This window comes from Gordonia sp. NPDC003425 (genome assembly GCF_053588635.1).
In genome coordinates, this window is record NZ_JBSFQI010000002.1 from 393,772 (window position 1) to 416,417 (window position 22,646).

Genomic DNA, 22,646 nt, shown 5'->3' on the forward strand with positions numbered 1-22,646 from the left:
CTGGCGGCCACTCAGACCATCGTGTCCCCGATGGGCAGGCCGAATTCGCCGTTGCCGAAGGCGACGTAGGCCCGTTCGGGATCGTTGGCAGCATGTACCCGGCCGGCGTGCGCGTCGCGCCAGAACCGCTGGATCGGTGTGCCGTTCTCCAGTGCGGTGGCGCCGGAGTTCTCGAAGAGCAGGTCGATGGCCTCGATGGCACGCCCGGTGGCGCGTACCTGGTCGCGGCGGGCGGCCAGACGCAGCTCCATCGGGATCTCCTCCCCCGCGACGATCAGATCGTATTCGGACTGAAGATTGCCCGAGAGTTGTCGCCACGCCGCGTCGATGTCACTGGCCGCGTGGGCGATTCGCACCTTGGCATAGGGATCGTCCTTGGCCTTCTCGCCCGCGTAGGCCGCACGCACCCGCTTGCCCTGATGCTCCACGTGGGCGGCGTAGGCGCCGTAGGCCATCCCGACAATCGGGGTGGAGATCGTGGTGGGATGGATGGTGCCCCAGGGCATCTTGTACACGGGCGCGGTGTTGCGTTCGAGCCCGGGCGCCTGGCCCATTCCCATGGTGCGATAGCTCAGCATCCGGTGGGTGGGTACGAACACGTCCTTGACCTCGAGGGTGTTCGACCCGGTGCCGCGCAGCCCCACCACGTTCCACACGTCCTTGATGGTGTAGTCCGACCGTGGGATCAGGAAGCTCACGAAGTCCACCGGCTTGCCGTCCTTGATGACCGGTCCGCCGACGAATGTCCAGTCGGCGATGTCACACCCCGACGACCACGCCCATGAACCGTTGACCAGGTAACCCCCGTCGACCACCTGGCCCATCCCCATCGGCGCGTAGGACGACGAGACCCGGACCGAGGCATCCGAACCCCACACATCCTCCTGTGCCTGCTGATCGAACAACGCCAGATGCCAGTTGTGGATGCCGATGATGCCGGCCACCCAGCCCGTCGACCCGCACGCGGTGGCGATCCTGCGCACCGCTTCATAGAAGGTGACCGGATCGGTCTGGTAACCACCCCACTGGGCGGGCTGCATGAGCTTGAAGAACCCGGCATCGCGTAGCAACTCGACATTCTCGTCCGGGATCCTCCGAAGATCCTCGGTGTACTGGGCGCGTTGCTCGATCTCCGGGAGCAGAGTGTTGATCTGCTCGAGAACCTGCGCCGCGGCCTGCGCGCGATCGGCTGCCGACGTCTCCTCCTGCTCGATCAGTTGTTGTGCTGGCATTTCGCCCGCTCCTGCCTGGTGGTCCGATGTTCGGGGGTTGTCCCGTGAACCGAGATTAGAACACGTTCTCGTTTCTGTCGAGGACCGGGACTTTGGCCCCATGTACTGCCCCGATCGAGCCGACGGGGTTCAACCGGAGCACAGTTTTTGTAACATGTTCTAGTATTCGGGATGTGTGTATCCCGCCCACGCCGCCACGAGTACCGGCCGCAGATCGGTCCGGACCGAGCAGCAAGGAGAGCCACTGATGACCGTCACGCCACAGCCCACGGCGGCACCCGGAGGCCGTCCGGCACCGGGTTCGGACGACGTTCGGGAGATCGACACCGGAACCCCGCCGTCACGATTCGCACGCGGCTGGCACTGCCTGGGCCTCGTCGAGGAGTTCGACGACGGTGCGCCCCACTCGATCACGGTGTTCGGTACCAAACTCGCGGTCTGGATCACCCACGACGGCACCGACGGCGGCCCGACGGTCAACGCGATCGACGCCTACTGCCGCCACATGGGGGGCGACCTGAGCCAGGGAACGCTGCGCGACGGCAATGTGGCCTGCCCGTTCCACGGATGGCTGTGGAAGGGCAACGGCAGGTGCGCGGGCGTGCCGTACGCCAAACGCAACCCGAAACTGGCCAAGACGCGCACCTGGCCGGCGATGATCCGCAACGGGCAGGTCTTCGTCTACAACGATCCCGAGGGAAATCCTCCCCCCGAGGACTGCGTGATCCCCGAGCTGGCCGAATTCGGCACCGACGAATGGACGGGCTGGACCTGGAATCGGATGGTGATCGAGGGTTCCAACTGTCGCGAGATCATCGACAACGTCGTCGACATGGCGCACTTCTTCTACGTGCATTACGCGCTCCCCGACTACTTCAAGAACGTGTTCGAGGGCGAGACCGCGGCGCAGTACATGAACTCCCACGGGCGCCCCGACATCGAGTTCGGCTCCAACTACGCCAATTCGCGGCTCGAGTCGATGGCTGCCTATTACGGTCCGTCCTACATGCTCAACCCGATCGTGCAGTACTACGGCGAGTTCACCATCGAGACCGTGCTGACGAACTGTCACTATCCGATCGACGCGAATTCGTTCGTGTTGATGTACGGGGTGATGGCGAAGGTCCCCGAGGGACTCACCGCCGAGCAGGCGCAGAAGATGGCGAAGAAGATCTCGGCGGGAATCGAGGTGGGATTCCTGCAGGACGTGGAGATCTGGAAGAACAAGACGCGCATCGACAATCCCCTCCTCGTCGAGGAGGACGGCCCGGTGTACCAGCTGCGCCGCTGGTACGAGCAGTTCTACGTCGACAAGTCCGACGTCACCGACGAGATGACACAGCGCTTCGAGTACGAGATCGACACCACCAAGGCCGTGGAGAACTGGAACATCGAGGTCCAGGAGAACCTGCGCCGGCGCAAAGAACAGGACGAGGCGGCCGCCCAGACCGCCGACTCGGGAGTGTGAGCACATGACGCGGGCCACCGACCGGGCATCACCGTCCCACCTTCACGACCCCGGCTGGGCCAAGGCCCCCGACTTCCACGACGATCCGCAGCGAGCGGCCCGGGTCCACGCGGCCACCGCCCGCGACCGCGACCACTACCTGCGCGGCGGCATGACCGAGATCGAATGCCGCTCCTGCCACGCGTGTGTGCTGGTCAAGAAGACCGGACCGCATCACACCAGCGTGCAGTGGAACACCGCGGCGCAGAACCGGTGTGACGCGCTCGAGACGCTACGCCGCAGCGGCGGCAATCCGGCGATGATGCCGACCTGCCCGCGATTGTCGGCGAGCATCGATCACGGTGTCGCCGAGGGCATCATTCCAATCGAGTCACCCGAGGTCGATCCGGACGGCTACTGGTGAGGTCGGGCGAATCCGCCACTCCCATGACGGTCGTTGCCGCAGCTGTGATCCCGGCGATCGTCGCAAGCACCCCGAACACCAGCGTGGCGATCACCCCCCACCCGGTGTGAAACGACGTCACGTCGCTCCCGACCGCGTCGATCACGTTGGGTGCGAACAGCTTTCCGAACGGATCGGAGATCACCCGGACGGCGAGAACGATCACGGCCACCCCCGACGCCGCGCCCACGACGCCCAGCAGCGCCGCCACTTTCCGGTGGCCGCGGACCGGGCGCCACCACCCGAGCAGTCCGGCGAGCATCGCCACCACACCGAGTGCGAGCGTGACCAGACCGGGTCGCCGCGTGTACTGGCCGAAGAAGGCCCGCACGTCGTCGCTCGCCGCCGCGTCGGCGCTCACCCCACCAAGGCCCGTGACGTGTAATCGCACTCCCTCGTCCGAGTATCCCCAGGTCGCCTGGCTGCAGACGACGATCGCCAGCCCGGCGACCGCGATCGCCGGCCACAGGTAGGGGCGAATCGCATCGAGCAGTCCGTCGGACCTGGACTCTTCTGGGACGCTGGTGCTCACCGTCCCAGCGTGCCACGGGCCGGCGCCGGCGCGGGTGCGGTGAGCAACCGGCCGTCGACGATCCCGGCGACTGTGCGGATCGCGACCATCACCCAGGCCAGGAGCAGGCAGGTGAAGCCCGCGGCCGCAGCCGCGGCGAACGCCGGCCCGCCCGTGGTGGCGGCCAGTGCCGCCGAGCCGGTGACGAAGGTTCCCGGCGGAAAGGTGAACGACCACCACGTCAGCCCGAACGGTAGGCCGCGGCGCACCGATCGCACGGTGATGGTGGTGGCGACGACGATCCAGATCACCGCGGCACCCCATACCGTGAGGGCGTAAACGTGGGCGAGGCCGACGATGATCGCGGTCGACGACGGTCCGGTCACCTCGGTGGCGAGATGGGCGAGCAGACACGCAGCGGTGGCCGACTGTCCGAGCGGCCCGAGCACGATCCACCACGTGGGTGCCAGACCGGCGGGGCCCTTTCCCGTCGTCACCAGCGCCCGCAGCACCACGACCAGGATGGGTGCGGCGAGGACCAGCGAGAGCACGAAGGCCGCCGACCCGATCAGCAGCATCGCGCGGCGCGCGTCGACCGAGTCCAGCGCCCCGGCGAGAACCGCGGCCGCCGACGCCGACACCATCGGCGCCACCACCGACATCAGCCACCCGCCGAACGGCTCACCGCGCCGGTGGGCGTGACCGAGCAGGTGACGGGCCGGAATCATCACCGCGGTACCCACCGCGCCGATGGTGCCGGCCGTGAAGCACACCAGGTCGACGGCGAGCGCGATGCGCGGCCCCACCACGTGGGTGCCCGCGACCAGGGTCGAGGTGCCGACGGTCAGCGTCGCCATCGGCACGGCGCCGTAGAAGTGCGCCACCACCGGATGGCGCAGGTGGGCTCGCGCGGCGTCGGGATGGCGGCGCCAGTGCATCACCGTCGCGGAGATCACCGCGGCGTACACGGCGCACGCGAGCAGCCAGAACAGGATCGACACCGCCTCCAGCAGACGGCTGTGTCCGAGCGCGTGTGCCGCGATCGCGACGATCCCGGTACCCATGACCGCCGCGAACCAGTTGGGCGGAATGTGGGCGAAATGGTCGCGGCCCGACCGTTCGGGTCGCGGTATGCCACTCGGGGCGAGTGGTTCGCGCAGAGTCGTAGGTCCACGGTCGGTCATACGTCAACGGTCGCCGAACAGCGCTACGGCAGGTAGAGGCCGATTCTCTGTAGGGGTCACAACCAGAGGTTGTAACCTGGCGTGGTGTTGAGCCCGCGCATGCCCGACCTGCCGTCATTGGAGACGTTGCTCGCCGTGGTCACCACCGGCAGCCTCAACGCCGCCGCGCGCGAACTGGGCATCACACAGCAGGCCGCGTCGGCGCGGATGCGCACGCTGGAGGCGACGCTCGGGATCTCGTTGCTCACCCGATCACCCACCGGCACCACACCCACCGAAGCCGGAATCCTGGTGTCGGAGTGGGCCGATCGACTCCTGGGCCTGGCATCGGAGTTCGACGCCGGACTCGCCGCGCTGCGCGGGGAACGACGCGACGAGTTGCGCCTGGCCGCAAGCCTGACGGTGGCCGAACACCTCCTGCCGCAATGGTTGGTGTCGTTCGGACGCAGCCTCGAACAGGCACCCACGGTGTCGTTCACCGCAACGAACTCCGAACATGCCTGCGAGCTGGTCCGGGCCGGCGACGTCGAACTCGGATTCGTGGAGGGCCCCGAGGTCGTTCCCGGCGTGCACAGCCGCGTCGTCGCCCACGACACCCTGGTGCTCGTCGTCCCACCCGAGCATCCCTGGGCCCGTCGACGCAGCGCGGTCGACGCGGACGAACTGGCGCGCACATCGCTGGTGACCCGCGAATCCGGTTCCGGAACACGCCGGTTCCTCGACCGCGTGCTGAGCGGGGCCGTCGACACGGACGTCCCCCGAGCGCAGCCGGTGCTCGAACTGTCGACAACCGCGGCGGTGCGCTCGGCCGTGATCGCCGGCGCCGGACCCGCGGTGCTGTCGGATCTGTCGGTGCGCGACGATCTCGGCCGCCGGCTCGTCGAGGTGCCCGTCTCCGGTATCGACCTGCGTCGTGCACTGCGCGCGGTGTGGATCGGCGGACGCGAGCCCCGCGCGGGCGCGGCCCGCGACTTCCTCACCCACGTCGCGACATTGGCCGGTCGCGCATCAGACCGATGAGTTTCGGCGAGAATCGAGGTCTCACCCGTGTCAGCATCCGGCACCCCAGAGCCCAGGCTCCGAAAGGACTTCACATGACCGAGTACTCCGCCCCGCTGGGCGCGCCCATCTGGTTCGACCTGATGAGCAGCGACCCCGACAAGGCACAGGATTTCTATGGCGAATTGTTCGGCTGGGAGGCCGAGGCACCCAACCCGGACTTCGGCGGCTATCGCAACTTCCGGCTGAACGGCAACCGCGTCGCGGGAATGGGTCCGGTGATGTCGCCGGAGGGCGCCTCCGACGTGTGGACGATCTATCTGCGCACCGACGATCCCGACGCCACCGTCAAGGCGGTCGAGGCGGCGGGCGGATCGATCATGGTGCCGCCGATGGACGTCGGAGAGGAGGGCACGATGATGGTCGCCTTCGACAGCGCGGGGGCCGTCGTCGGGTTCTGGAAGTCGGACAAGCACAAGGGATTCGCCGAATGGGGCGTGCACGGGGCTCCGTATTGGTTCGAGTGTTCGAGCCAGGACTTCCCGGCGTCGGTGGCCTTCTACACCGAGGTGGTCGGTGCCCGCGCCGACATGGTTTTCGACAACAGTTCGGTCGAGGTGGTCGAGCCGGGCAATCCGCTGCGTTACTCGCAACTGTTCTTCGGCGACACCGCGTACGGCGGCATCATGGATGCCACCAACCTGTTCCCGGCCGAAATGCCGTCGTTCTGGCAGGTCTACATCTGTGTCGACGACGTCGCGGCTTCCACAGTGACGGCGGAGAGACTCGGCGGTTCGGTGATGATGCCGCCCACCGACACTCCGTACGGAACGCTGGCAACGATCGTCGATCCGTTTGGCGCGGCGATCAGCCTGGGCCATCCGCCGGCCGGGATGTAGCCGACGGCCCGTTCCGACGTCAACGGGGCGAGTTGGTAGACGCGGCGCGAGTTGGTAGACGCGGCGCGAGTTGGTAGACGCGGGTGCTGTACCAACCGCGTGTACCGATTCGTCCCGCGTTCACATTGTCGGGAGCCCACGAGGCGCCGCGTGCGTCCTATGACGCATGACTTCGCTTCCGATCGACGCGCACGGACTCATCTACCGCGACACCTGCATCGCCGAGGGCTTCACCGACGAGGATCTGCGCCGGAGCTGTCGGCGTGGCGACATCGTGCGTGTGGTGCGGGGCGCCTTCGCGCCCGTCACCGACCGCAGCCCTGAAGAACTTCACCGTCTCGCCGTCATCGCCACGGCTCGACTCGGTCTGCTCAGTTCGGTGGTCAGCCACCAGTCGGCGGCCGTCATGCACCGGGTCGCCATGCTCAAGCCGGGTTTGCGCCGAATCCACGCCACCACGGGATCGGCCGCGGGTGGAACCCGTAGCGCCACCCGGCACGATCATGTCGGGGTGATCCCACCGGATCACATCGTCGAGATCGATGGAATCCTGATCACGTCGCTCGAGTACACCGCGGTCGACGTCGCCTGTACCGCAACGATGGGATTCGCCGGGGCACTGGCGGCTTTCGACGCCGCGCTGCGCCTCGGAGCGTGCCGCGCCACGATGGAGCGGTTGCTGCGCGCCACCCGACGCGGGGTCACGGTCGCGCGCCGCGCACTGCATCATGCCGACGGAAAGGCCGAGAGCCCCGGCGAATCCTGGAGTCGCGCCCAGCTGATCGAGGCCGGTCTCCCGCTTCCACGACTTCAACACGAGTTCCGTGATATCGACGGTGGGCTCGTGGTACCGACTTCGACTGGGCCGGACGGCTCGTCGGCGAATTCGACGGGGCGGTGAAGTATCAGAAGCACCTCCGCCCCGGCGAGGACGTGACCGCGGCGGTATTGCGTGAGAAGCGGCGCGAGGACGCGCTGCGCGGCATGGGAATCATGGTGGTGCGGTGGATCTGGGCCGACCTCGAACAAGGCACCATGGTGCGAAAGGTCCATGAGTGGCTCGTGCATCTCAAGCTGGCGGTGGTGTGACGAGTCGGCGACACACATGAACGCGGGACGAATCGGTAGACGCGGTGGCTGTACCGACCGCGCCTACCGACTCGTCCCGCGTTTACCGATTCGACCCGCGTCGACCGGCTTCGCTCGCGCCCGCGGGTTCAGACTCCGGCGTTGGCGTCGGCCTTCTTCTTCAGTTCCAGTGCGATGTCGATGAGCTGATCTTCCTGGCCGCCGACCAGTTTTCGGTTGCCGGCCTCGATGAGGATGTCGGCCGCCGACACCCCGTAGCGCTCGGCGTGCCCCTCGGCATGCTTGAGGAACGAGCTGTAGCAGCCCGCGTAGCCCATCATCATCGCCGACCGGTCGACGAGGCATTCGCTGGGCATCACCGGGCGGACGACGTCCTGGGCGGCGTCGGCGATCTTCATGAAGTCGATGCCGGTGCGGATGCCGAGTTTGTCGCACACCCCCACGAACGCCTCGGTGGGCGTGTTGCCCGCCCCGGCGCCGAAGCGGCGGATGGAGCCGTCGATCTGCTGCGCTCCGGCACGCACCGCGTTGATCGAATTCGCGACGGCGATGTCGAGGTTCTCGTGCCCGTGGAAGCCCACCTGGGCGTCGTCGCCGAGTTCGGCGACGAGTGCGGCCACCCTGTCGGTGACCTGCTCGAGCACCAGCGCTCCCGCCGAGTCGACGACGTAGACGCACTGGCATCCGGCGTCGGCCATGATCCGCGCCTGCTGTGCCAGCACCTCCGGCGGCTGGCTGTGACTCATCATCAGGAATCCGACGGTCTCCAGACCCAGGTCGCGGGCGAGTCCGAAGTGCTGGATGGACACGTCGGCCTCGGTGCAGTGCGTGGCGATCCGGCAGATCTGACCGCCGTTGTCCTGGGCGGCGCGGATGTCGTCCTTGGTGCCGAGTCCCGGCAGCATCAGGAACGCGATCTTGGCGCGTGTCGCGGTTTCTGCGGCGGCCTTGATCAGTTGCTGTTCAGGGGTTTTGGAGAACCCGTAGTTGAACGACGACCCGCCGAGACCGTCGCCGTGGGTCACCTCGATCACCGGCACACCCGCGGTGTCGAGCGCTCCGACGATGGCACGCACGTCGTCGGTGGTGAACTGGTGGCGCTTGTGATGGCTGCCGTCGCGCAGGGACGAGTCGGTGATCCGGATGTCAAGGGTGTCGGAGTAGGGCCGCGCGTGGGCCATCAAGCCCTCATGAGTGATGGTCATACCGAGACTCCCAGTTTCTGTTTCGCGATCTCTTCGCCGACCTTGGTGGCGGCGGCGGTCATGATGTCGAGGTTGCCGGCGTACGGCGGCAGGAAATCGCCCGCACCTTCCACCTCGACGAAGATGGACACCCGTGCGTGGCCGCCGTTGATCACACTCGGCGGATCGAACTGCGGATCCTGCAACAATCGGTAGCCGGGCACGTAGGACTGGATCTCCTTCTCCCGCTTGTGGATCGACTCGGCGATCGCATCGGTGTCGGCGTCGGCGGGGATCGCGCAGAAGATGGTGTCGCGCATGATCATCGGCGGGTCGGCGGGGTTGAGGATGATGATCGCCTTGCCCCGGTCGGCGCCGCCGATGGTCTCGACTCCCTTCGACGTGGTGCGGGTGAACTCGTCGATGTTGGCGCGGGTTCCCGGGCCTGCCGAGACCGACGCCACCGAGGCCACGATCTCCGCATACGGCACGGGGACAATCGAACTGACCGCGTGCACCATCGGAATGGTGGCCTGGCCGCCGCAGGTGATCATGTTGGTGTTGGGTGCGTCGAGGTGCTCGCGCAGGTTGGCCGGCGGCACCACCGCAGGACCGACGGCGGCGGGGGTCAGATCGACGGCGACGATTCCGGCCGCTTCGTAGCGAGGCGCATACTCACGGTGCACGTAGGCCGAGGTGGCCTCGAAGATGAGGTCGGGGCGTTCGGAACTGCCGAGCAGTTCGTCGGCACCGCCGCTCATGGTGATCAGGCCGTGGTCGGCAGCCCGTTTCATCCCTTCGGAGTCGGCGTCGATCCCCACCATCCAGCGGGGTTCGATCGTCTCGGATCGTTCGAGCTTGTACATCAGGTCGGTGCCGATGTTGCCCGATCCGATGATGGCTGCGGTCAGTTTGGCCACGTCGTGGTCTCCTCTACTCACGTGAAATCCAGTGTCACCGAACCGAGTCCGGTGAATTCGGCGACGAAGTGGTCGCCGGGTGCGATGTCGATGGCACGCGTCGCGGTGCCGGGCAGGATGAGGTCGCCCTTGCGCAGACGTACGCCGAAGCCCTCCACCTTCCGTGCCAGCCAGCTCACCGCGTTGAGTGGATGTCCCAGCACCGCAGACGAATTGCCCTTGGCCGCCACCTCGCCGTTGCGGTGCAGCGTGGCCTCCACATCCCCGGTGTCGACGTCGGCGATCGGCACGCGCTGCTCCCCCAGGATCCACCCGCACGACGACGCATTGTCGGCGATGGTGTCGCAGAGGCTGATCTTCCAGTCCCGGATGCGCGAGTCGATGAGTTCGATCGACGGCACCACCCATTCGACGGCGTCGATCACGTCCTCGTTGGTGCAGCCCGCCCCGGGTAGATCGGCCCCCAGGATGAACCCGACCTCCACCTCCACCCGCGGGAAACAGAGGGTGGAGGTGTCGATGGGCGTGCGCTCGAGGTACTTCATCTCGTCGAGCAGGTGCCCGTAGTCCGGTTCGTCGACACCCATCATCTTCTGCATCGCCTCCGAGGCGAGGCCCACCTTGTGGCCGGCCACCTGCGCACCGGCGTCGAGTCGCTTGCGGATGTTGATGAGCTGGATCTCGTAGGCGTCCACCACGTCGAGGTCGGGATGAGCGACGGTCGGGGGGTCGATGGCGGTAGCCGTCCGTTCCGCGTCCCACAGGTCGGCGGCAATCTGCTCGCGTAATGCCTGGTCGACGGCCATTTCGTGTGCTCCTCAGTCAGGTGAACGTGTTCTATTTTAGAACATGTTCTACCTGCGCGGTACCTCACGTCCGCAGGACATTCGCGAGAGCCGGGGTCGGGTCAGTCGCGGCGACGGCGACCGAAGCCGCGGAAGCGCAGCCCGTAGCGGAGCAGTCCGCGCACCGGAACCGGCCGCGGCCAATCGTCGGAGCGGAAGTACGCATCCGTTCCGCCGTCGACGAAGACCACGCTGCCGCACAGGAAGTCGGCGGCGTCCGACAGCATGAACACCACCCAGTCGGCGAGTTGTCCGGCATTGCCGAATCCACCGATCGGGACCGGAAAACTGTTGACGGCCTTGCCCGACGATGCCGACAGCTGATGCTCGAGCAGCGGGGTCATGATGGCGCCGGGGGCCAGCGCGTTGAGCCGGATACCCTCACCGGCCCACTCGGAGCTGACGGCCGCGCGCCGCACCCAGCGGCTGACGGCGATCTTCGACCCGGCATACGCCATCGGCGGCGCACCCTTCGATCCGAAGATGCGGATCGACGTGAGCACCTTGTCGATGTCGCGGTCGAGGTAGGCCTTGACGGTCCGCCGCGGCACCACCGGCACGGTGGTGGTCGAGTTGCTCGAGAACACCACCACCTTCGCCTTGTCGGCCTCGGCCAGCGTCGGACGCCACCCTTCGAGCAGTTCGACCACTCCCAGGTAGTTCACCTCCGCGAGCAGCCGCATCCGCTCCTTTCCCGGATCGGGTCCCAGCCCGGCCGCGAGCACCGCGCCGTCGAGTACCCCGCCGCTCTTCTCGAGCACCGCCGTCACCGCGGCCCGCCGGCCCTGCGCCGTCGACAGATCTGCGACGACCTCGACCTCCTTGACGTCGACCCCGATCACCGTATGACCCTGGGCGCGAAGCTTTTTCACCACCTCCGAACCCATTCCGGACGCCGAGCCGGTCACCGCGTACACACCCATCCGAATCTCCTTCCACCGCTTGGAACTCGGCGGGACCGGGTAACGCACCGCACCGAGACCGTTGACACACTAGAACAAAAATGATGCGCTCCATCCATGTCCGCGCCGCCGAGCCGCATCTCACGCACCCCGACGCCGCCCCCCGATCCGCTCGCACCCGCCACCCTCGGCCCGGTCACGCTGCGCAACCGCATCATCAAGTCGGCCACCTTCGAACACATGTCGCCGGGCGCACTGGTCAGCGACGATCTCATCGAGTTCCACCGTCGCGTCGCCGCCGGCGGGGCCGGCATGACCACCGTCGCGTACTGCGCGGTGGCCCCGGAGGGCCGTACCGAGGCCAACCAGCTCTGGATGCGCGACGAGGCCGTGCCCGGTCTACGGCGACTCACCGACGCGGTACATGCGCACGGAGCGGCCGCATCGGCCCAGATCGGGCACGCCGGCCCGGTGGCCAACGGCAAGTCGAACGGGGTGCGGGCGCTGTCGTCGTCGCGCCGCCTCAACCCGATGGGCCCACAGATCGTCCATGCCGCCACCCTCGCCGACATCGAGCGCATCCGACAAGCGCACGGAACCGCCACCCGCCTGGCCATCGACGCCGGGTTCGACGCCGTCGAGATTCACTTCGGGCACAACTATTTCGCCAGTTCGTTTCTCAGCCCGAAGCTCAATCATCGCGAGGACCGCTACGGCGGCAGCCTCGCCAACCGTGCGCGACTCGTCCGGGAGACCGCCGCCGAGGTGCGTCGCGCGGCGGGCGACCGGATCGCCGTGCTGGCGAAGTTGAACATGGATGACGGCGTGCCGGGCGGATTCTGGCTCGACGAGGCCATCGAGGTGGCGCGCTGGCTGGAGGACGACGGCAATCTCGACGCGATCGAGCTGACCGTGGGCAGTTCGCTGCTCAACCCGATGTACCTGTTCCGGGGCGACGCACCGGTGCACGAGTTCGGCGCGATCATGCCACCGGTGATGCGCGCGGGCATCACGATGGTCGGCAAGCACTTCATCCGGGAGTACCCCTACCGGGATCTGTTCCTGCTCGACGAGGCACGCCAGATCCGCGACGCGGTGCAGATGCCGCTGGTGCTGCTCGGTGGGGTGACCGACAAGGAGGGGATGGACCGCGCGATGGCCGAGGGTTTCGAGTTCGTCGCCATGGCCCGAGCGCTGTTGCGCGAACCCGATCTGATCAACCGCATCGCGGCCGAGAACTCCACCCGTTCGTTGTGCATTCATTGCAACAAGTGCATGCCCACGATCTTCCGGGGTACGCGGTGCGTGCTGGCCTCACCCACCCACCGATGAGCCCCGTCGACCCGCGGATACGATGACCCGTGACCGTAAGCGATGACGTATCCACCGGCGGGGGGCCGGCTCCCGCGATTGACGGCCGCGCCGCGTGGCGTGGGGCCGACGACCCCGACAACCCCGGCGCACTCGCCGGACTCCGCGTACTGGACCTGAGCCGGGTTCTGGCCGGCCCGCTGGCCGCGCAGATGCTCGCCGACCAGGGCGCCGAGGTCCTCAAGGTGGAGGCACCGAGCGGCGACGAAACACGCGGTTGGGGACCGCCGTTCGTGTCCGCCGCCAGCAGCGCCTACTACACCGGCATGAACCACAGCAAGGACAACATCTGCCTCGACCTGCGCAGCGACGAGGGGCGGGCGGTGCTCGGCGAATTGCTCGACGTCGCCGATGTGGTGATCGAGAATTTCAAGGCGGGCACCCTGGCCCGCTGGGGATTCGACTACGACACCGTCCTCGCCGAACGCAATCCGGGCCTGGTCTATACCCGCATCACCGGTTACGGCGTCGACGGGCCGATGGGCGGTGCCCCCGGCTACGACGCGGTGCTGCAGAGCTACGGCGGCCTGATGAGCATCAACGGATATCCCGACCGCAACCCGCTTCGGGTGGGCGTGCCCATCGTCGACCTCGTGGCCGCCAACATGGCGTTCTCCGGCACCCTGCTGGCACTGTTCGAGCGCACCCGCAGCGGCCGCGGACAGATCGTCGACGTCGCCCTGCTCGACGCGGTGATCTCCATCCTGCATCCCCATTCGGCGAACTGGACCGCCAACGGCACGGTGCCGGTGCGCACCGGCGACGTCCATCCCACGCTCGTCCCCTATCAGGTGTTCCACGCCGCCGACGGCGACGTGTTCATCAGCGCGGGCAACGACCGCCAATTCGCCTCTCTCGTCGGAGTTCTCGGACTCGATGATCTGGCAGGCGACGCACGATTCGCGACCAACGGCGCACGCCACGCACATCAGGACGAACTCATCTCGATTCTCGGCGAGGCGGTGTCGGCGTGGCCACGCGCCGATCTGGCCGCGCGCCTCGACGCGGCGGGCGTCGCGTCGAGTCCGGTCAACGACGTCGCCGCGGCACTGAACGAACCGCAGGTCCGGCATCGTGACCTGTTCATCGACACCGAGGAGTACCGGGGTATCGGGGTCCCGCTGTCACTCGGTCGCTCCGCCGCCCGGCCCCCACGGCCCGCCGTGCCGCGTGGCGCCGACACCGACGACGTGCTCGCCGCGATGGGTTATCTCCCCGATCAGATCAGCGCGTTGCGCGAGCGCGGAATCCTCGGCTGAGCAGTACCGGCCGAGGTCGCCGACCGCGCGCCGGGGACGCGCGGGACACGCGGGCACTGGCGCAGCAATTCTGGAACGTGTTCTAATTTTCGATGAGAACACGTTTCAGTTGCGGTGGAAGGAACTCATCGATGGCCGACGCAGCCGCGGGAATGCGCCCCCGATCGGACAGCAGTGACCAGACGTACGACGTCGTCGTGGTGGGCGCCGGCGCCGCCGGGATGAGCGCGGCGATCACCGCAGCCGCGAACGGACTGCGGGCGGTGATCATCGAGAAGTCGGCGTATTGGGGCGGATCGACATCGCGGTCCGGCGGCGGCGTGTGGATTCCCAACAATTCGGTGCTGCGCCGCGACGGCGTGCACGACACACCGGAGGCGGCCCGGGAGTACGTCCGGGCGATCATCGGCGACCACGCCCGCCCCGACCGGATCGACGCGTACATCGACCGCGGCCCCGAAGCGCTCGACTTCCTGATGGACCACGCCCCTCTCGACCTGGAATGGGTGAAGAACTACTCCGACTATTACCCGGAGGCACCCGGCGGCAGACTCGGTGGACGCAGCATCGAGCCGCGCCCCTTCGACGCGCGCGCGTTGGGCGCCGACCTCGACACGCTGCATCCCCAGTACACCAAGGCACCGCTCAACATGGTTGTGCTGCAATCGGATTACCGATGGCTCAACACGGGACTGCGGCACTGGCGCGGCCCGCTGCGCATGGCGAAGGTGGGTGGCCGGTTCTTCTGGGCGCGCACACGGGGCAAGAAACTCATCGCGATGGGGGCGGCGCTCACCGCCGAACTGCTCCTCGGCGTGCGCCGTGCCGGTGTACCGCTGCGGCTGAACACGGCACTCGTCGACCTCGTCACCGAGAACGACCGCGTGGTGGGTGTGATCGCCGAATCCGACGGCACGCGGGTGCCGATCCGGGCCCGGCACGGGGTGATCCTGGCCTGCGGGGGTTTCGAGCACAACGCCGAGATGCGGCGCAAATACCAGCGCGAACCGATCGGCTCGGAGTGGACCACCGGCGCACCGTCGAACACCGGTGACGGCATCAACGCCGGACTCAAGATCGGCGCCGCGGTCTCACTGATGGACGACGCCTGGTGGGGCCCGACGATCCCGCTGCCGCGCGGCCCCTGGTTCGCTCTGTCGGAGCGGTCGGTGCCGGGCAGCTTCATCGTCAATGAACGCGGTGAGCGCTACATGAACGAGTCGCTGCCCTACGTCGAGGCGGTGCATCAGATGTACGGCGGCGAATTCGGCCAGGGCGAGGGGCCCGGCCGCAATGTGCCGTCCTGGCTGGTGTTCGACCAGACCTGTCGCAACCGGTATCTGTTCGCCGGCATCAACGCGCGGCAACCGTTGCCCCGCAAATGGTACGAGTCCGGGGTGGTGGTCAAGGCCGACACCCTCACCGCGCTGGCCGAGAAGATGGGGGTGCCCGCCGACGCGCTCACCGCCACCACACAACGGTTCAACGGGTTCGCCAGGAAAGGCGTCGACGAAGACTTCGGCCGCGGCCGCAGCGGCTACGACCACTACTACGGCGACATCACGCACAAGCCGAATCCGAGCCTCGGCGAGGTCGCCAAGGCGCCGTATTACGCGGTGCGGATGGTGCCCGGCGACCTGGGTACCAAGGGCGGTATCGACACCGACGCCGCCGGACGTGCGCTGCGCGCCGACGGTTCGGTGATCGACGGACTCTACGCCGCGGGCAACACCAGCGCGCCGGTGATGGGCCACACCTACGCCGGGCCGGGCGCCACCATCGGACCCGCACTCGTCTTCGGCTATCTCGCCGCCCTCGACGCCGCGGAACATGCCCGTGGCGAGGTCCCGTCCCCCACCACATCCCCCACCGAATCCCCGTCCCCCACCGAATCAGGAGTGTGACCGGTGCCCATCGATCCGTCCGTCGCCGTCGGCGCCGAACTCCCCGAGGTGACCTTCTCGTGGTCCGCCTCGGACGTCGCGCTCTATCACCTCGCGGTCGGCGCGGCCGCCGATCCGATGGACCCCGAGGGTCTGCGCTATGTCGACGACGCCGACCCCAAGGTGCTGCCGACCTTCGCGACGGTCGCGGCGGGTTTCCACGCCACCGAGGCACCGACCGTGTCGTTCCCCGGGATCTACATCGACCTCGCGAAGGTGGTGCACGGCAGCCAGCAGGTGATCGTGCACCGGCCGTTGCCCCCGGCGGGTAAGGCCACCACGCGCAAGCGGATCGTCGAGGTGCAGGACAAGGGATCCGCGGCGGTGATCATCCCGGAAGGGGTGACCGTCGACGACACCGGCACACCGCTGTGGACCGAACGGTCCTCCATCTTCGCCAAGGGCGAGGGCGGATTCGGCGGCGAACGCGGGGCGTCGAGCAGGATCACCTACCCCGACCGCGAGCCCGACCACCGGCTCACGGTGCCGACACTGCCCAACCAGGCGTTGCTGTACCGGTTGTGCGGCGACCGCAACCCGCTGCACTCCGACCCCGACTTCGCGAGGCGGGCCGGGTTCCCGAGACCCATCCTGCACGGACTGTGTACCTACGGGCTGGTGTGCCGCGCCATCGTCGACTCCGTCCTCGACGGCGACGTGACCCGCCTGGGTGACTACGCCGCAACCTTCGCCGGCGTCGTGTTCCCCGGCGAGACCCTCGACGTGCAGATCTGGGACGAGCAGGGTGGCCCGATGGTGACCGCCACGGTCGCCGAGCGCGACGGCGCACCTGCGCTGGGCAATGTGATCTGCGCCATCACGGACTGAACCCGGCCGGGATAGGGTCATCTCCGGAAATCCGTGCCCACCGCGCGATGCCGCGGACGACGAAAGAGATGTGATGACCGACTCGCTGCAGTCCCTGCTCGACACCGACCGCGCCGCCACGGTGGCCGACCTGACCGGCGTCATCGATACCGAGGTGTCCAAGCAGAAGGGACTCGGCGGTGCCGCGGTCAAGGCGGCCTACGGCGCGGTGCAGAAGGTCAAGCCCGACATCGTCGCCCGCGCGACCGATCAGATGCTCCCCGACTTCCTGACTGCACTGGCACCCTTCTGGGATTCCAAGCCTGCCGGGGTGGCCTTCGGCGATCACCTGGCCGCGAACTCCGATGCCGCGACCGAGGCGCTTCTGCAGGTGACCGATGATCAGGTGGGTGGTGCAAGGCCAACCCTGGCCAAGGCGTACAAATCGCTCCGGGGAAAGGCCAAAGGCTATGTCGCCGAGGCACTTCCGGGAGTCGGTGCCGCCATTGAGAAGCACGCCGGGTGACCGGCGTGCAACCTGAGACGCGCTAGGCGGCAGAGGTGAGGATGATCAGCAGGCCGACGATGACCAGCACGAGGGCTGCCAGCATCGACAGGATTCGCCACACGTGGACCCGGACCGGGGCCTCGGTGGTTCGTGAAGATGCGACCTGGGGTGAGGCCATGATCTCTCACTTTCGGTTGTCCGGATCGGTGCCGTCCAGGCGGCGGCGACACCTCACCGGGTTTGTTACTACAGTGATAAATGTGTCACATGGTGCGTCGCGTGGCGTGATTCCCGCGCCGCGTGTCGCACAAACGACCCACTTGGGCCGTCGCCACACCGTCGAGGCCGGAACACCGTGTTCGGCATGAACCGCACCGGCCTGCGGGCGGCATGGCTGATCTTCATCGCCTGCGCGGCTGTCAGCATGGTGGTAGCCGCGATGGCGGCGCTGAACACCGCCCTCGCCGACATCGCCGTCGACATCGGCGCCGACGCGGGAAAGATGACGTGGATCGCCGACGGATACACACTCGCACTGGCCGCCCTGCTGCTGCCGGCGGGTGCCATCGGCGACCGGTACGGGCGTCGCGAAATCCTGGTGATCGGCCTCATCGTCTTCGCCGTGGCGTCGCTGCTGGCCATCTGGAGCACCAACCCCACGCAGCTGATCGCCACCCGCGTGCTCGCCGGGGCGGGCGCCGCGCTGATCATGCCCACCACCCTGTCGCTGATCACCTCCGGGGTGCCGTCGGACAAGCGCAGCCTCGGTGTCAGCATCTGGGCCGCGGTGGCCGGCGCCGGGGCGATCGCCGGATTCTTCGTCACCGGTGTGCTGTTGTTGTTCTTCTCGTGGCATTCGATCTTCATCACCTTCGCGGCCTCGGCAACACTGGTCGCCGCGCTCTGCGTCACCATCGGGTCGTCGCGAGATGACGAACCCAAGCCTTTCGACGTGCTCGGGTCGGCGCTGTCGATCCTCGGCGTCACCGGAGTGATCTTCGGCCTGCTGGAGGCACCACACCGCGGCTGGGCCGACCCGGTGGTCCTGGTGGGCCTCGTCGGCGGTGTGGTGTTGCTGGTGGCGTTCTGCCTGGTGGAACTCAGGAGCCCGCACCAGCTTCTCGACGTCCGACTGTTCACCAACCGCGCCTTCGGGTCGGGCGCGTTGTCGGTGACATTGCAGTTCTTTGCGTCCTTCGGCGCCTTCTACCTCCTGCTGCAGCGATTTCAGTTGGTGTTCGGATACTCGCCGCTGCGTTCGGCTTTCGCACTGATGCCGATGGTGATCGGCGTCAGTGTGTTCGCGCTCGTCGGCAACTGGCTGGCGGTGCGCTTCCACTCGCTGCGCTTCGTGCTGTCCGGCGGCATCCTGATCGCGGGTACGGGACTGCTGGCGCTCGGCCTGGTGGACTACGACCAGTACTGGATGATGGCGTGGATGCTCGCGCTCGTCGCCGTGGGTATCGGACTGGCCACCGCGCCGTCGACCACGGCGATCATGAGCAACACCCCGCTGGAGAACCAGGGTGTGGGGTCGGCGGTGAACGACACCGCCCGCGAGTTCGGCGCCGCCATCGGCATCGCCTTGGCCGGGTCGTTGCTCGCGGCCGGGTACACCGCACGCATCGGACCCACCGCCGACCTCGCGCGCACACAACTCACCGCCGCCGGGCAACAGCGCATCGCCGCGGGCGATGCCGCAGGCGGGCAGGCGCTCATCACGCAGGCGGGCGACGCCGCCACCAGCATCTCCAAATCACTGGCCGAGGCAACGGCGGTCGCCGACCGGCTGCCCGCGCAGGCGGGCAACCTCGCCGGAGCCATCCTCGACGGCGCGCGCAGCGCCTTCATCACCCCGATGAACCAGGCGTGCGTCATCCTCGGCGCCGTACTCGTCGCCGGATCCCTCGTGCTCATCTGGCTCGCCCCGCGCCGGGTGGTCGCACTCGAGGCCGACTCCGAGCCGGTTGCCGGCGAGAACGAATTCGGTTGGGACGCCGGCTCGGACGCATGACCGCGTAGGCTCGGCACGGTGATCGGGGTCCACACACCGCTGGGCACCCTCGTGTCGGTCGCGATCCTGCTCGTGGTGATCGTGACCACCCTGTCGACGGGCCGCGTGATCACTGCGCTGGTGGCCGTGGCGGCCGCGATCGGGATGCCGGCACTCGGGCTGACCACCGTGGCGGCGGCCCGCACCGAGATCTCCGGCATCGGCCCCACCATCGTCTTCCTGGCGGCCATGTTGGTGATCGCCGACATCTGTTCGGAGGCAGGTGTTTTCGACTGGGTAGGCGGAGTGATCTCGGGCGCGTGCCGCGGCTCGCCGATTCGGTTGCTGCAGATCGTGTTCGTGGTGGCCGCGCTCACCACGGCCGTGCTGAGCCTGGACACCACCATCGTGTTGCTCACTCCGGTGGCGGTCCTGGCCGCGCGCCGGGTGGGCGTGGCGGTGGCCCCGATCGGTATGGCCAACAGTCATCTCGCCAACAGCGCGTCGACGTTGCTGCCGATCTCCAACCTCACCAACCTGCTGGCCTTCGGTGCCACGGGCCTGAGCTTCGCGCGCTTCACGGGCCTGATGGCCGCCCCGTTCGTGGCGGCCGTCGTGGTGGAGTACTTGGTGTTTCGTTGGTTCTTCGCCGAGCAGCTGAGTCGACGCGCCGCCGTGGCCTCTGCGCCCGACACCGATGCGGGGATCGCGGCACCGAGCCGTTCCACCCGTGCCGCTCTGGCCGCGCTCGTGGTGTTGCTGGTGGCGTTCGTCGTGGCCGAACCGCTCGGTGTGCCGCTGTATCTGGTGGCGACGATCGGTGCGGTGGTGATGGTGATTCCGTCGCTGCGCAGGGCACCGGGTGCGGCGGTGCAGCGGACGATCTCGGCGCTGAACGTGCCGTTTCTCGTCTTCGTCGCGGCGCTGGGTGTCATCATCCTGCCGGTCCGCGAGGGTGCGGTGGGCGACCTGGTCGCCCACCTGCTACCCAGGGGCACCGGTCTGCTCGCACTGCTCGGCGCGGCGGCCCTGGCCGCGGTGCTGGCCAATCTGCTCAACAACCTGCCCGCCACGCTGCTGCTGGTCCCGCTGGTCACCCACCAGCCCGCTCTCGTACTGGCCGTGCTGCTCGGCGTGAACATCGGCCCGAATCTCACGTATTTCGGCTCGCTGGCAAATCTGTTGTGGCGCGACGTGATGCATCGCCAGTCCACGCCGACGCGCGTGCGCACACACCTGGCGCTCGGGGTGGTGTCGGTGCCGCCGACGCTGGCGGCGGCGGTCGTCGCGCTGTGGGTCGGGTTCACGCTCTGAGGGCATCCAGAGAGGTCACCGCAGCGAAGTCCGGGTGGTACCGGTGCAGTCCGCTCCTCTGAGCGGTGACCTTTCTGGCACCAGCCCGCTACACCACTGCCGTCGCCCCCACCGCCGCGGCGTTCTTGGCCCACTTGTAGTCGGCCTTACCGGCGGGCGTGCGTTTGACCTCGTCGACGAACACCACCGCACGGGGAACCTTGTAGCCGGCCAACGATTCCCGGCAATGGTCCTGCAGTTCCTCCAGGGACGGTTCGGCGAATCCGTCGGCCACCGTGACCACCGCGGCCACCCGCTGCCCGTAGCGCGGGTCGGGCACCGGCACCACCAGCGCGTCGGCCACCGCGGGATGTGCGTGCAGGGTGGCCTCGACCTCCTCGGCATAGACCTTCTCGCCACCGGTGTTGATGCACTGGGAACCGCGGCCGAGGAACACGATGGTGCCGTCGGCCTCCACTGTGCCCATGTCCCCGAGAATCGACACGCGTCGCCCGTCGGGCAGCGTCGGGAACGTCTTGGCGGACTTCTCCTCGTCCTTGTAGTAGCCCAGCGGGACGTTGCCGATCCGCGCGATGTAGCCGACATCACCGGAGCCCGGTTCGATCGGCCTCAGGCGTTCGTCGACGACCATCATCTTCTCGGTCGGCGGAACCCGCAGGTTGCCGTTGTCGTCCATCAAGATCTCGCCGTCGTTGCCCGATTCGGAGGCGCCGAAGTTGTCGCGCAGCACCAGATCCGGCTTGACCGCCGCCATCCGTTCGCGCACGTGCTGCGACCAGATGGCACCACCGGAGGTGATCGAGAACAGCGAGGACAGATCCACCTCCCCGGCGCGCTGCTCGAGTTCCTCCACCAGCGGCATCCCCATCGCGTCACCGACGATCAGGACGATCTGGATCTTCTCCTCCTCGATACCGGTGACGATCGCCGAGGGGTCGAAGTCACGCATCAGCACCAGCCGACCGCCGAGGGTGAGGAAGGTGAACAGCGAGTACGACGCGGCGCCGTGCATCAGGGGCGCCGCGATGTTGAACGCGATGGACGGGAAATCCTTGACCGCGGCACCGAGTTCGGCGAGATCGCGGCGGGCCTCGCCGTAGGGATTGCCGCCGGAGATGGGTTTGCGGAAGAAGTCGTCGTGTCGCCAGATGACACCTTTCGGGTATCCCGTGGTTCCCCCGGTGTAGAGCAGATAGTGTTCGTCGCCGGTGCGCGGTTCGAAATCCCGCTCCGTCGAGGCGGTTTCGTAGTCGGCGAAGGTCACGACGTTCACCGTTCGGCCACCGGGCAGTCCGGCTGCCGCGGTCACGAGGTCGTCGACGACGTCGCCGATCACGAAAATGGTACGCACCAGCGGGAGTTCGCCGAGTAGCTGCGCCAGGCTGCGCTGGTGTTCGGGCAGTTCGACGACCACGGCGCACGAATCGGAGTTGTCGAAGATGTAGTGCAGTTCGGTGGTGGTGTAGCGGTAGTTGATGTTCACCGGGACCGCACGGATCTTCAGCAGGCCGAGCAGGCTGGTGACGTGTTCGACGCTGTTCTTGAGGAACAGCGACACGTGGTCGTCGGCGCCGATGCCGTTGGCGGCGAACATGTGTGCCACCTGCGTGGCGAGCCGGTCAAGCTCGGTGTAGCTGATCTGGCGTCCCTGGTAACTCACCGCGATCCGGTCCGGCACGGAATCGGCGACGGTTTCGAAAACATCTGCCAGGTTGAACTTCATCGTTCCGGCCTCCTCGTCGGTGGAATGACAGTGACTGTGTGGTTCGGTGGTCG

22 protein-coding genes are annotated in these 22,646 nt (G+C 67.6%); 13 read left to right on the forward strand and 9 right to left on the reverse strand.

The features are described from left to right. Nucleotides 1-11: 11 nt before the first annotated feature. Nucleotides 12-1,232, reverse strand: coding sequence for a 3-hydroxy-9,10-secoandrosta-1,3,5(10)-triene-9,17-dione monooxygenase oxygenase subunit (gene hsaA / locus ACWDTD_RS04360; RefSeq protein ID WP_449745820.1), 1,221 nt, complete (start codon nucleotides 1,230-1,232; stop codon nucleotides 12-14). Nucleotides 1,233-1,479: 247 nt separating this feature from the next. Between hsaA and ACWDTD_RS04365 the strand changes: the two genes are divergently transcribed. Further along, a complete protein-coding gene (locus tag ACWDTD_RS04365) occupies nucleotides 1,480-2,700 on the forward strand; it encodes a Rieske 2Fe-2S domain-containing protein (RefSeq protein ID WP_449745821.1) in 1,221 nt (406 codons plus the stop codon). Nucleotides 2,701-2,704: 4 nt separating this feature from the next. Then, nucleotides 2,705-3,103 carry a hypothetical protein gene (locus tag ACWDTD_RS04370; RefSeq protein ID WP_449745822.1) on the forward strand — a complete coding sequence of 133 codons (399 nt, stop codon included), beginning with the start codon at nucleotides 2,705-2,707 and terminating at the stop codon, nucleotides 3,101-3,103. Here the strand turns inward: ACWDTD_RS04370 and ACWDTD_RS04375 are convergent. Next, complete coding sequence (locus ACWDTD_RS04375) at nucleotides 3,057-3,674, reverse strand: hypothetical protein (RefSeq protein ID WP_449745823.1); 618 nt, start codon at nucleotides 3,672-3,674, stop codon at nucleotides 3,057-3,059. The genes ACWDTD_RS04370 and ACWDTD_RS04375 overlap by 47 nt on opposite strands. Continuing rightward, nucleotides 3,671-4,837 carry a TDT family transporter gene (locus ACWDTD_RS04380; RefSeq protein ID WP_449745824.1) on the reverse strand — a complete coding sequence of 389 codons (1,167 nt, stop codon included), beginning with the start codon at nucleotides 4,835-4,837 and terminating at the stop codon, nucleotides 3,671-3,673. The genes ACWDTD_RS04375 and ACWDTD_RS04380 overlap by 4 nt, the downstream gene beginning before the upstream one ends. A gap of 99 nt (nucleotides 4,838-4,936) precedes the next feature. Between ACWDTD_RS04380 and ACWDTD_RS04385 the strand changes: the two genes are divergently transcribed. From ACWDTD_RS04385 to ACWDTD_RS04400, 4 genes are all read left to right on the forward strand, one after another. Next, nucleotides 4,937-5,857 carry a LysR family transcriptional regulator gene (locus ACWDTD_RS04385; RefSeq protein ID WP_449745940.1) on the forward strand — a complete coding sequence of 307 codons (921 nt, stop codon included), beginning with the start codon at nucleotides 4,937-4,939 and terminating at the stop codon, nucleotides 5,855-5,857. 74 nt (nucleotides 5,858-5,931) lie between these two features. Beyond that, nucleotides 5,932-6,735, forward strand: coding sequence for a VOC family protein (locus ACWDTD_RS04390; protein WP_449745825.1), 804 nt, complete (start codon nucleotides 5,932-5,934; stop codon nucleotides 6,733-6,735). A gap of 166 nt (nucleotides 6,736-6,901) precedes the next feature. Then, nucleotides 6,902-7,636, forward strand: a complete 735-nt coding sequence (locus tag ACWDTD_RS04395) for a hypothetical protein (RefSeq protein ID WP_449745826.1) — start codon at nucleotides 6,902-6,904, stop codon at nucleotides 7,634-7,636. After that, nucleotides 7,633-7,824, forward strand: coding sequence for a hypothetical protein (locus tag ACWDTD_RS04400; RefSeq protein WP_449745827.1), 192 nt, complete (start codon nucleotides 7,633-7,635; stop codon nucleotides 7,822-7,824). The genes ACWDTD_RS04395 and ACWDTD_RS04400 overlap by 4 nt, the downstream gene beginning before the upstream one ends. Before the next feature lie 128 nt (nucleotides 7,825-7,952). Here ACWDTD_RS04400 and dmpG read toward each other — a convergent pair whose 3' ends face one another. From dmpG to ACWDTD_RS04420, 4 genes are all read right to left on the reverse strand, one after another. After that, nucleotides 7,953-9,029, reverse strand: a complete 1,077-nt coding sequence (gene dmpG, locus ACWDTD_RS04405) for a 4-hydroxy-2-oxovalerate aldolase (protein WP_449745828.1) — start codon at nucleotides 9,027-9,029, stop codon at nucleotides 7,953-7,955. Next, nucleotides 9,026-9,928 carry an acetaldehyde dehydrogenase (acetylating) gene (locus tag ACWDTD_RS04410; RefSeq protein ID WP_449745829.1) on the reverse strand — a complete coding sequence of 301 codons (903 nt, stop codon included), beginning with the start codon at nucleotides 9,926-9,928 and terminating at the stop codon, nucleotides 9,026-9,028. Before ACWDTD_RS04410 ends, dmpG begins: the two co-directional genes overlap by 4 nt. Nucleotides 9,929-9,945: 17 nt before the next feature. Next, the gene (locus tag ACWDTD_RS04415) at nucleotides 9,946-10,734 is read right to left on the reverse strand and encodes a 2-keto-4-pentenoate hydratase (protein WP_449745830.1); all 789 of its coding nucleotides are present in this window, start codon (nucleotides 10,732-10,734) and stop codon (nucleotides 9,946-9,948) included. A 101-nt stretch (nucleotides 10,735-10,835) separates the two neighbouring features. After that, a complete protein-coding gene (locus tag ACWDTD_RS04420; RefSeq protein ID WP_449745831.1) occupies nucleotides 10,836-11,696 on the reverse strand; it encodes an SDR family oxidoreductase in 861 nt (286 codons plus the stop codon). 96 nt (nucleotides 11,697-11,792) lie between these two features. Between ACWDTD_RS04420 and ACWDTD_RS04425 the strand changes: the two genes are divergently transcribed. The 5 genes from ACWDTD_RS04425 (at nucleotide 11,793) to ACWDTD_RS04445 (ending at nucleotide 17,581) form a co-directional block, all read left to right on the forward strand. After that, entirely contained in the window at nucleotides 11,793-13,007 is a 1,215-nt protein-coding gene (locus tag ACWDTD_RS04425) for an NADH:flavin oxidoreductase (protein ID WP_449745832.1), read from the forward strand. 29 nt (nucleotides 13,008-13,036) lie between these two features. Beyond that, nucleotides 13,037-14,305 (forward strand): CaiB/BaiF CoA transferase family protein, encoded by a 1,269-nt coding sequence (locus ACWDTD_RS04430; protein WP_449745833.1) that lies wholly within the window; start codon nucleotides 13,037-13,039, stop codon nucleotides 14,303-14,305. 131 nt (nucleotides 14,306-14,436) lie between these two features. After that, nucleotides 14,437-16,209: a 3-oxosteroid 1-dehydrogenase gene (kstD, locus tag ACWDTD_RS04435; protein WP_449745834.1), complete on the forward strand. Its 1,773-nt coding sequence runs from the start codon at nucleotides 14,437-14,439 to the stop codon at nucleotides 16,207-16,209. Nucleotides 16,210-16,212: 3 nt separating this feature from the next. Continuing rightward, complete coding sequence (locus ACWDTD_RS04440) at nucleotides 16,213-17,076, forward strand: MaoC/PaaZ C-terminal domain-containing protein (RefSeq protein ID WP_449745835.1); 864 nt, start codon at nucleotides 16,213-16,215, stop codon at nucleotides 17,074-17,076. A gap of 73 nt (nucleotides 17,077-17,149) precedes the next feature. Beyond that, on the forward strand, nucleotides 17,150-17,581 hold the full coding sequence (locus tag ACWDTD_RS04445; protein WP_449745836.1) for a DUF6918 family protein: 432 nt from the start codon (nucleotides 17,150-17,152) through the stop codon (nucleotides 17,579-17,581). A 22-nt stretch (nucleotides 17,582-17,603) separates the two neighbouring features. On the opposite strand, the gene ACWDTD_RS04450 is transcribed toward ACWDTD_RS04445, so the two are convergent. Beyond that, nucleotides 17,604-17,741, reverse strand: a complete 138-nt coding sequence (locus ACWDTD_RS04450) for a hypothetical protein (protein ID WP_449745837.1) — start codon at nucleotides 17,739-17,741, stop codon at nucleotides 17,604-17,606. A 186-nt stretch (nucleotides 17,742-17,927) separates the two neighbouring features. Between ACWDTD_RS04450 and ACWDTD_RS04455 the strand changes: the two genes are divergently transcribed. Together ACWDTD_RS04455 and ACWDTD_RS04460 are read left to right on the forward strand one after the other, a co-directional pair. Further along, a complete protein-coding gene (locus ACWDTD_RS04455; RefSeq protein ID WP_449745838.1) occupies nucleotides 17,928-19,577 on the forward strand; it encodes an MFS transporter in 1,650 nt (549 codons plus the stop codon). Nucleotides 19,578-19,595: 18 nt separating this feature from the next. Next, the gene (locus tag ACWDTD_RS04460; protein ID WP_449745839.1) at nucleotides 19,596-20,870 is read left to right on the forward strand and encodes an SLC13 family permease; all 1,275 of its coding nucleotides are present in this window, start codon (nucleotides 19,596-19,598) and stop codon (nucleotides 20,868-20,870) included. Between the two features lie 88 nt (nucleotides 20,871-20,958). Here ACWDTD_RS04460 and ACWDTD_RS04465 read toward each other — a convergent pair whose 3' ends face one another. After that, complete coding sequence (locus ACWDTD_RS04465; protein ID WP_449745840.1) at nucleotides 20,959-22,593, reverse strand: AMP-binding protein; 1,635 nt, start codon at nucleotides 22,591-22,593, stop codon at nucleotides 20,959-20,961. Nucleotides 22,594-22,646 lie beyond the last annotated feature (53 nt).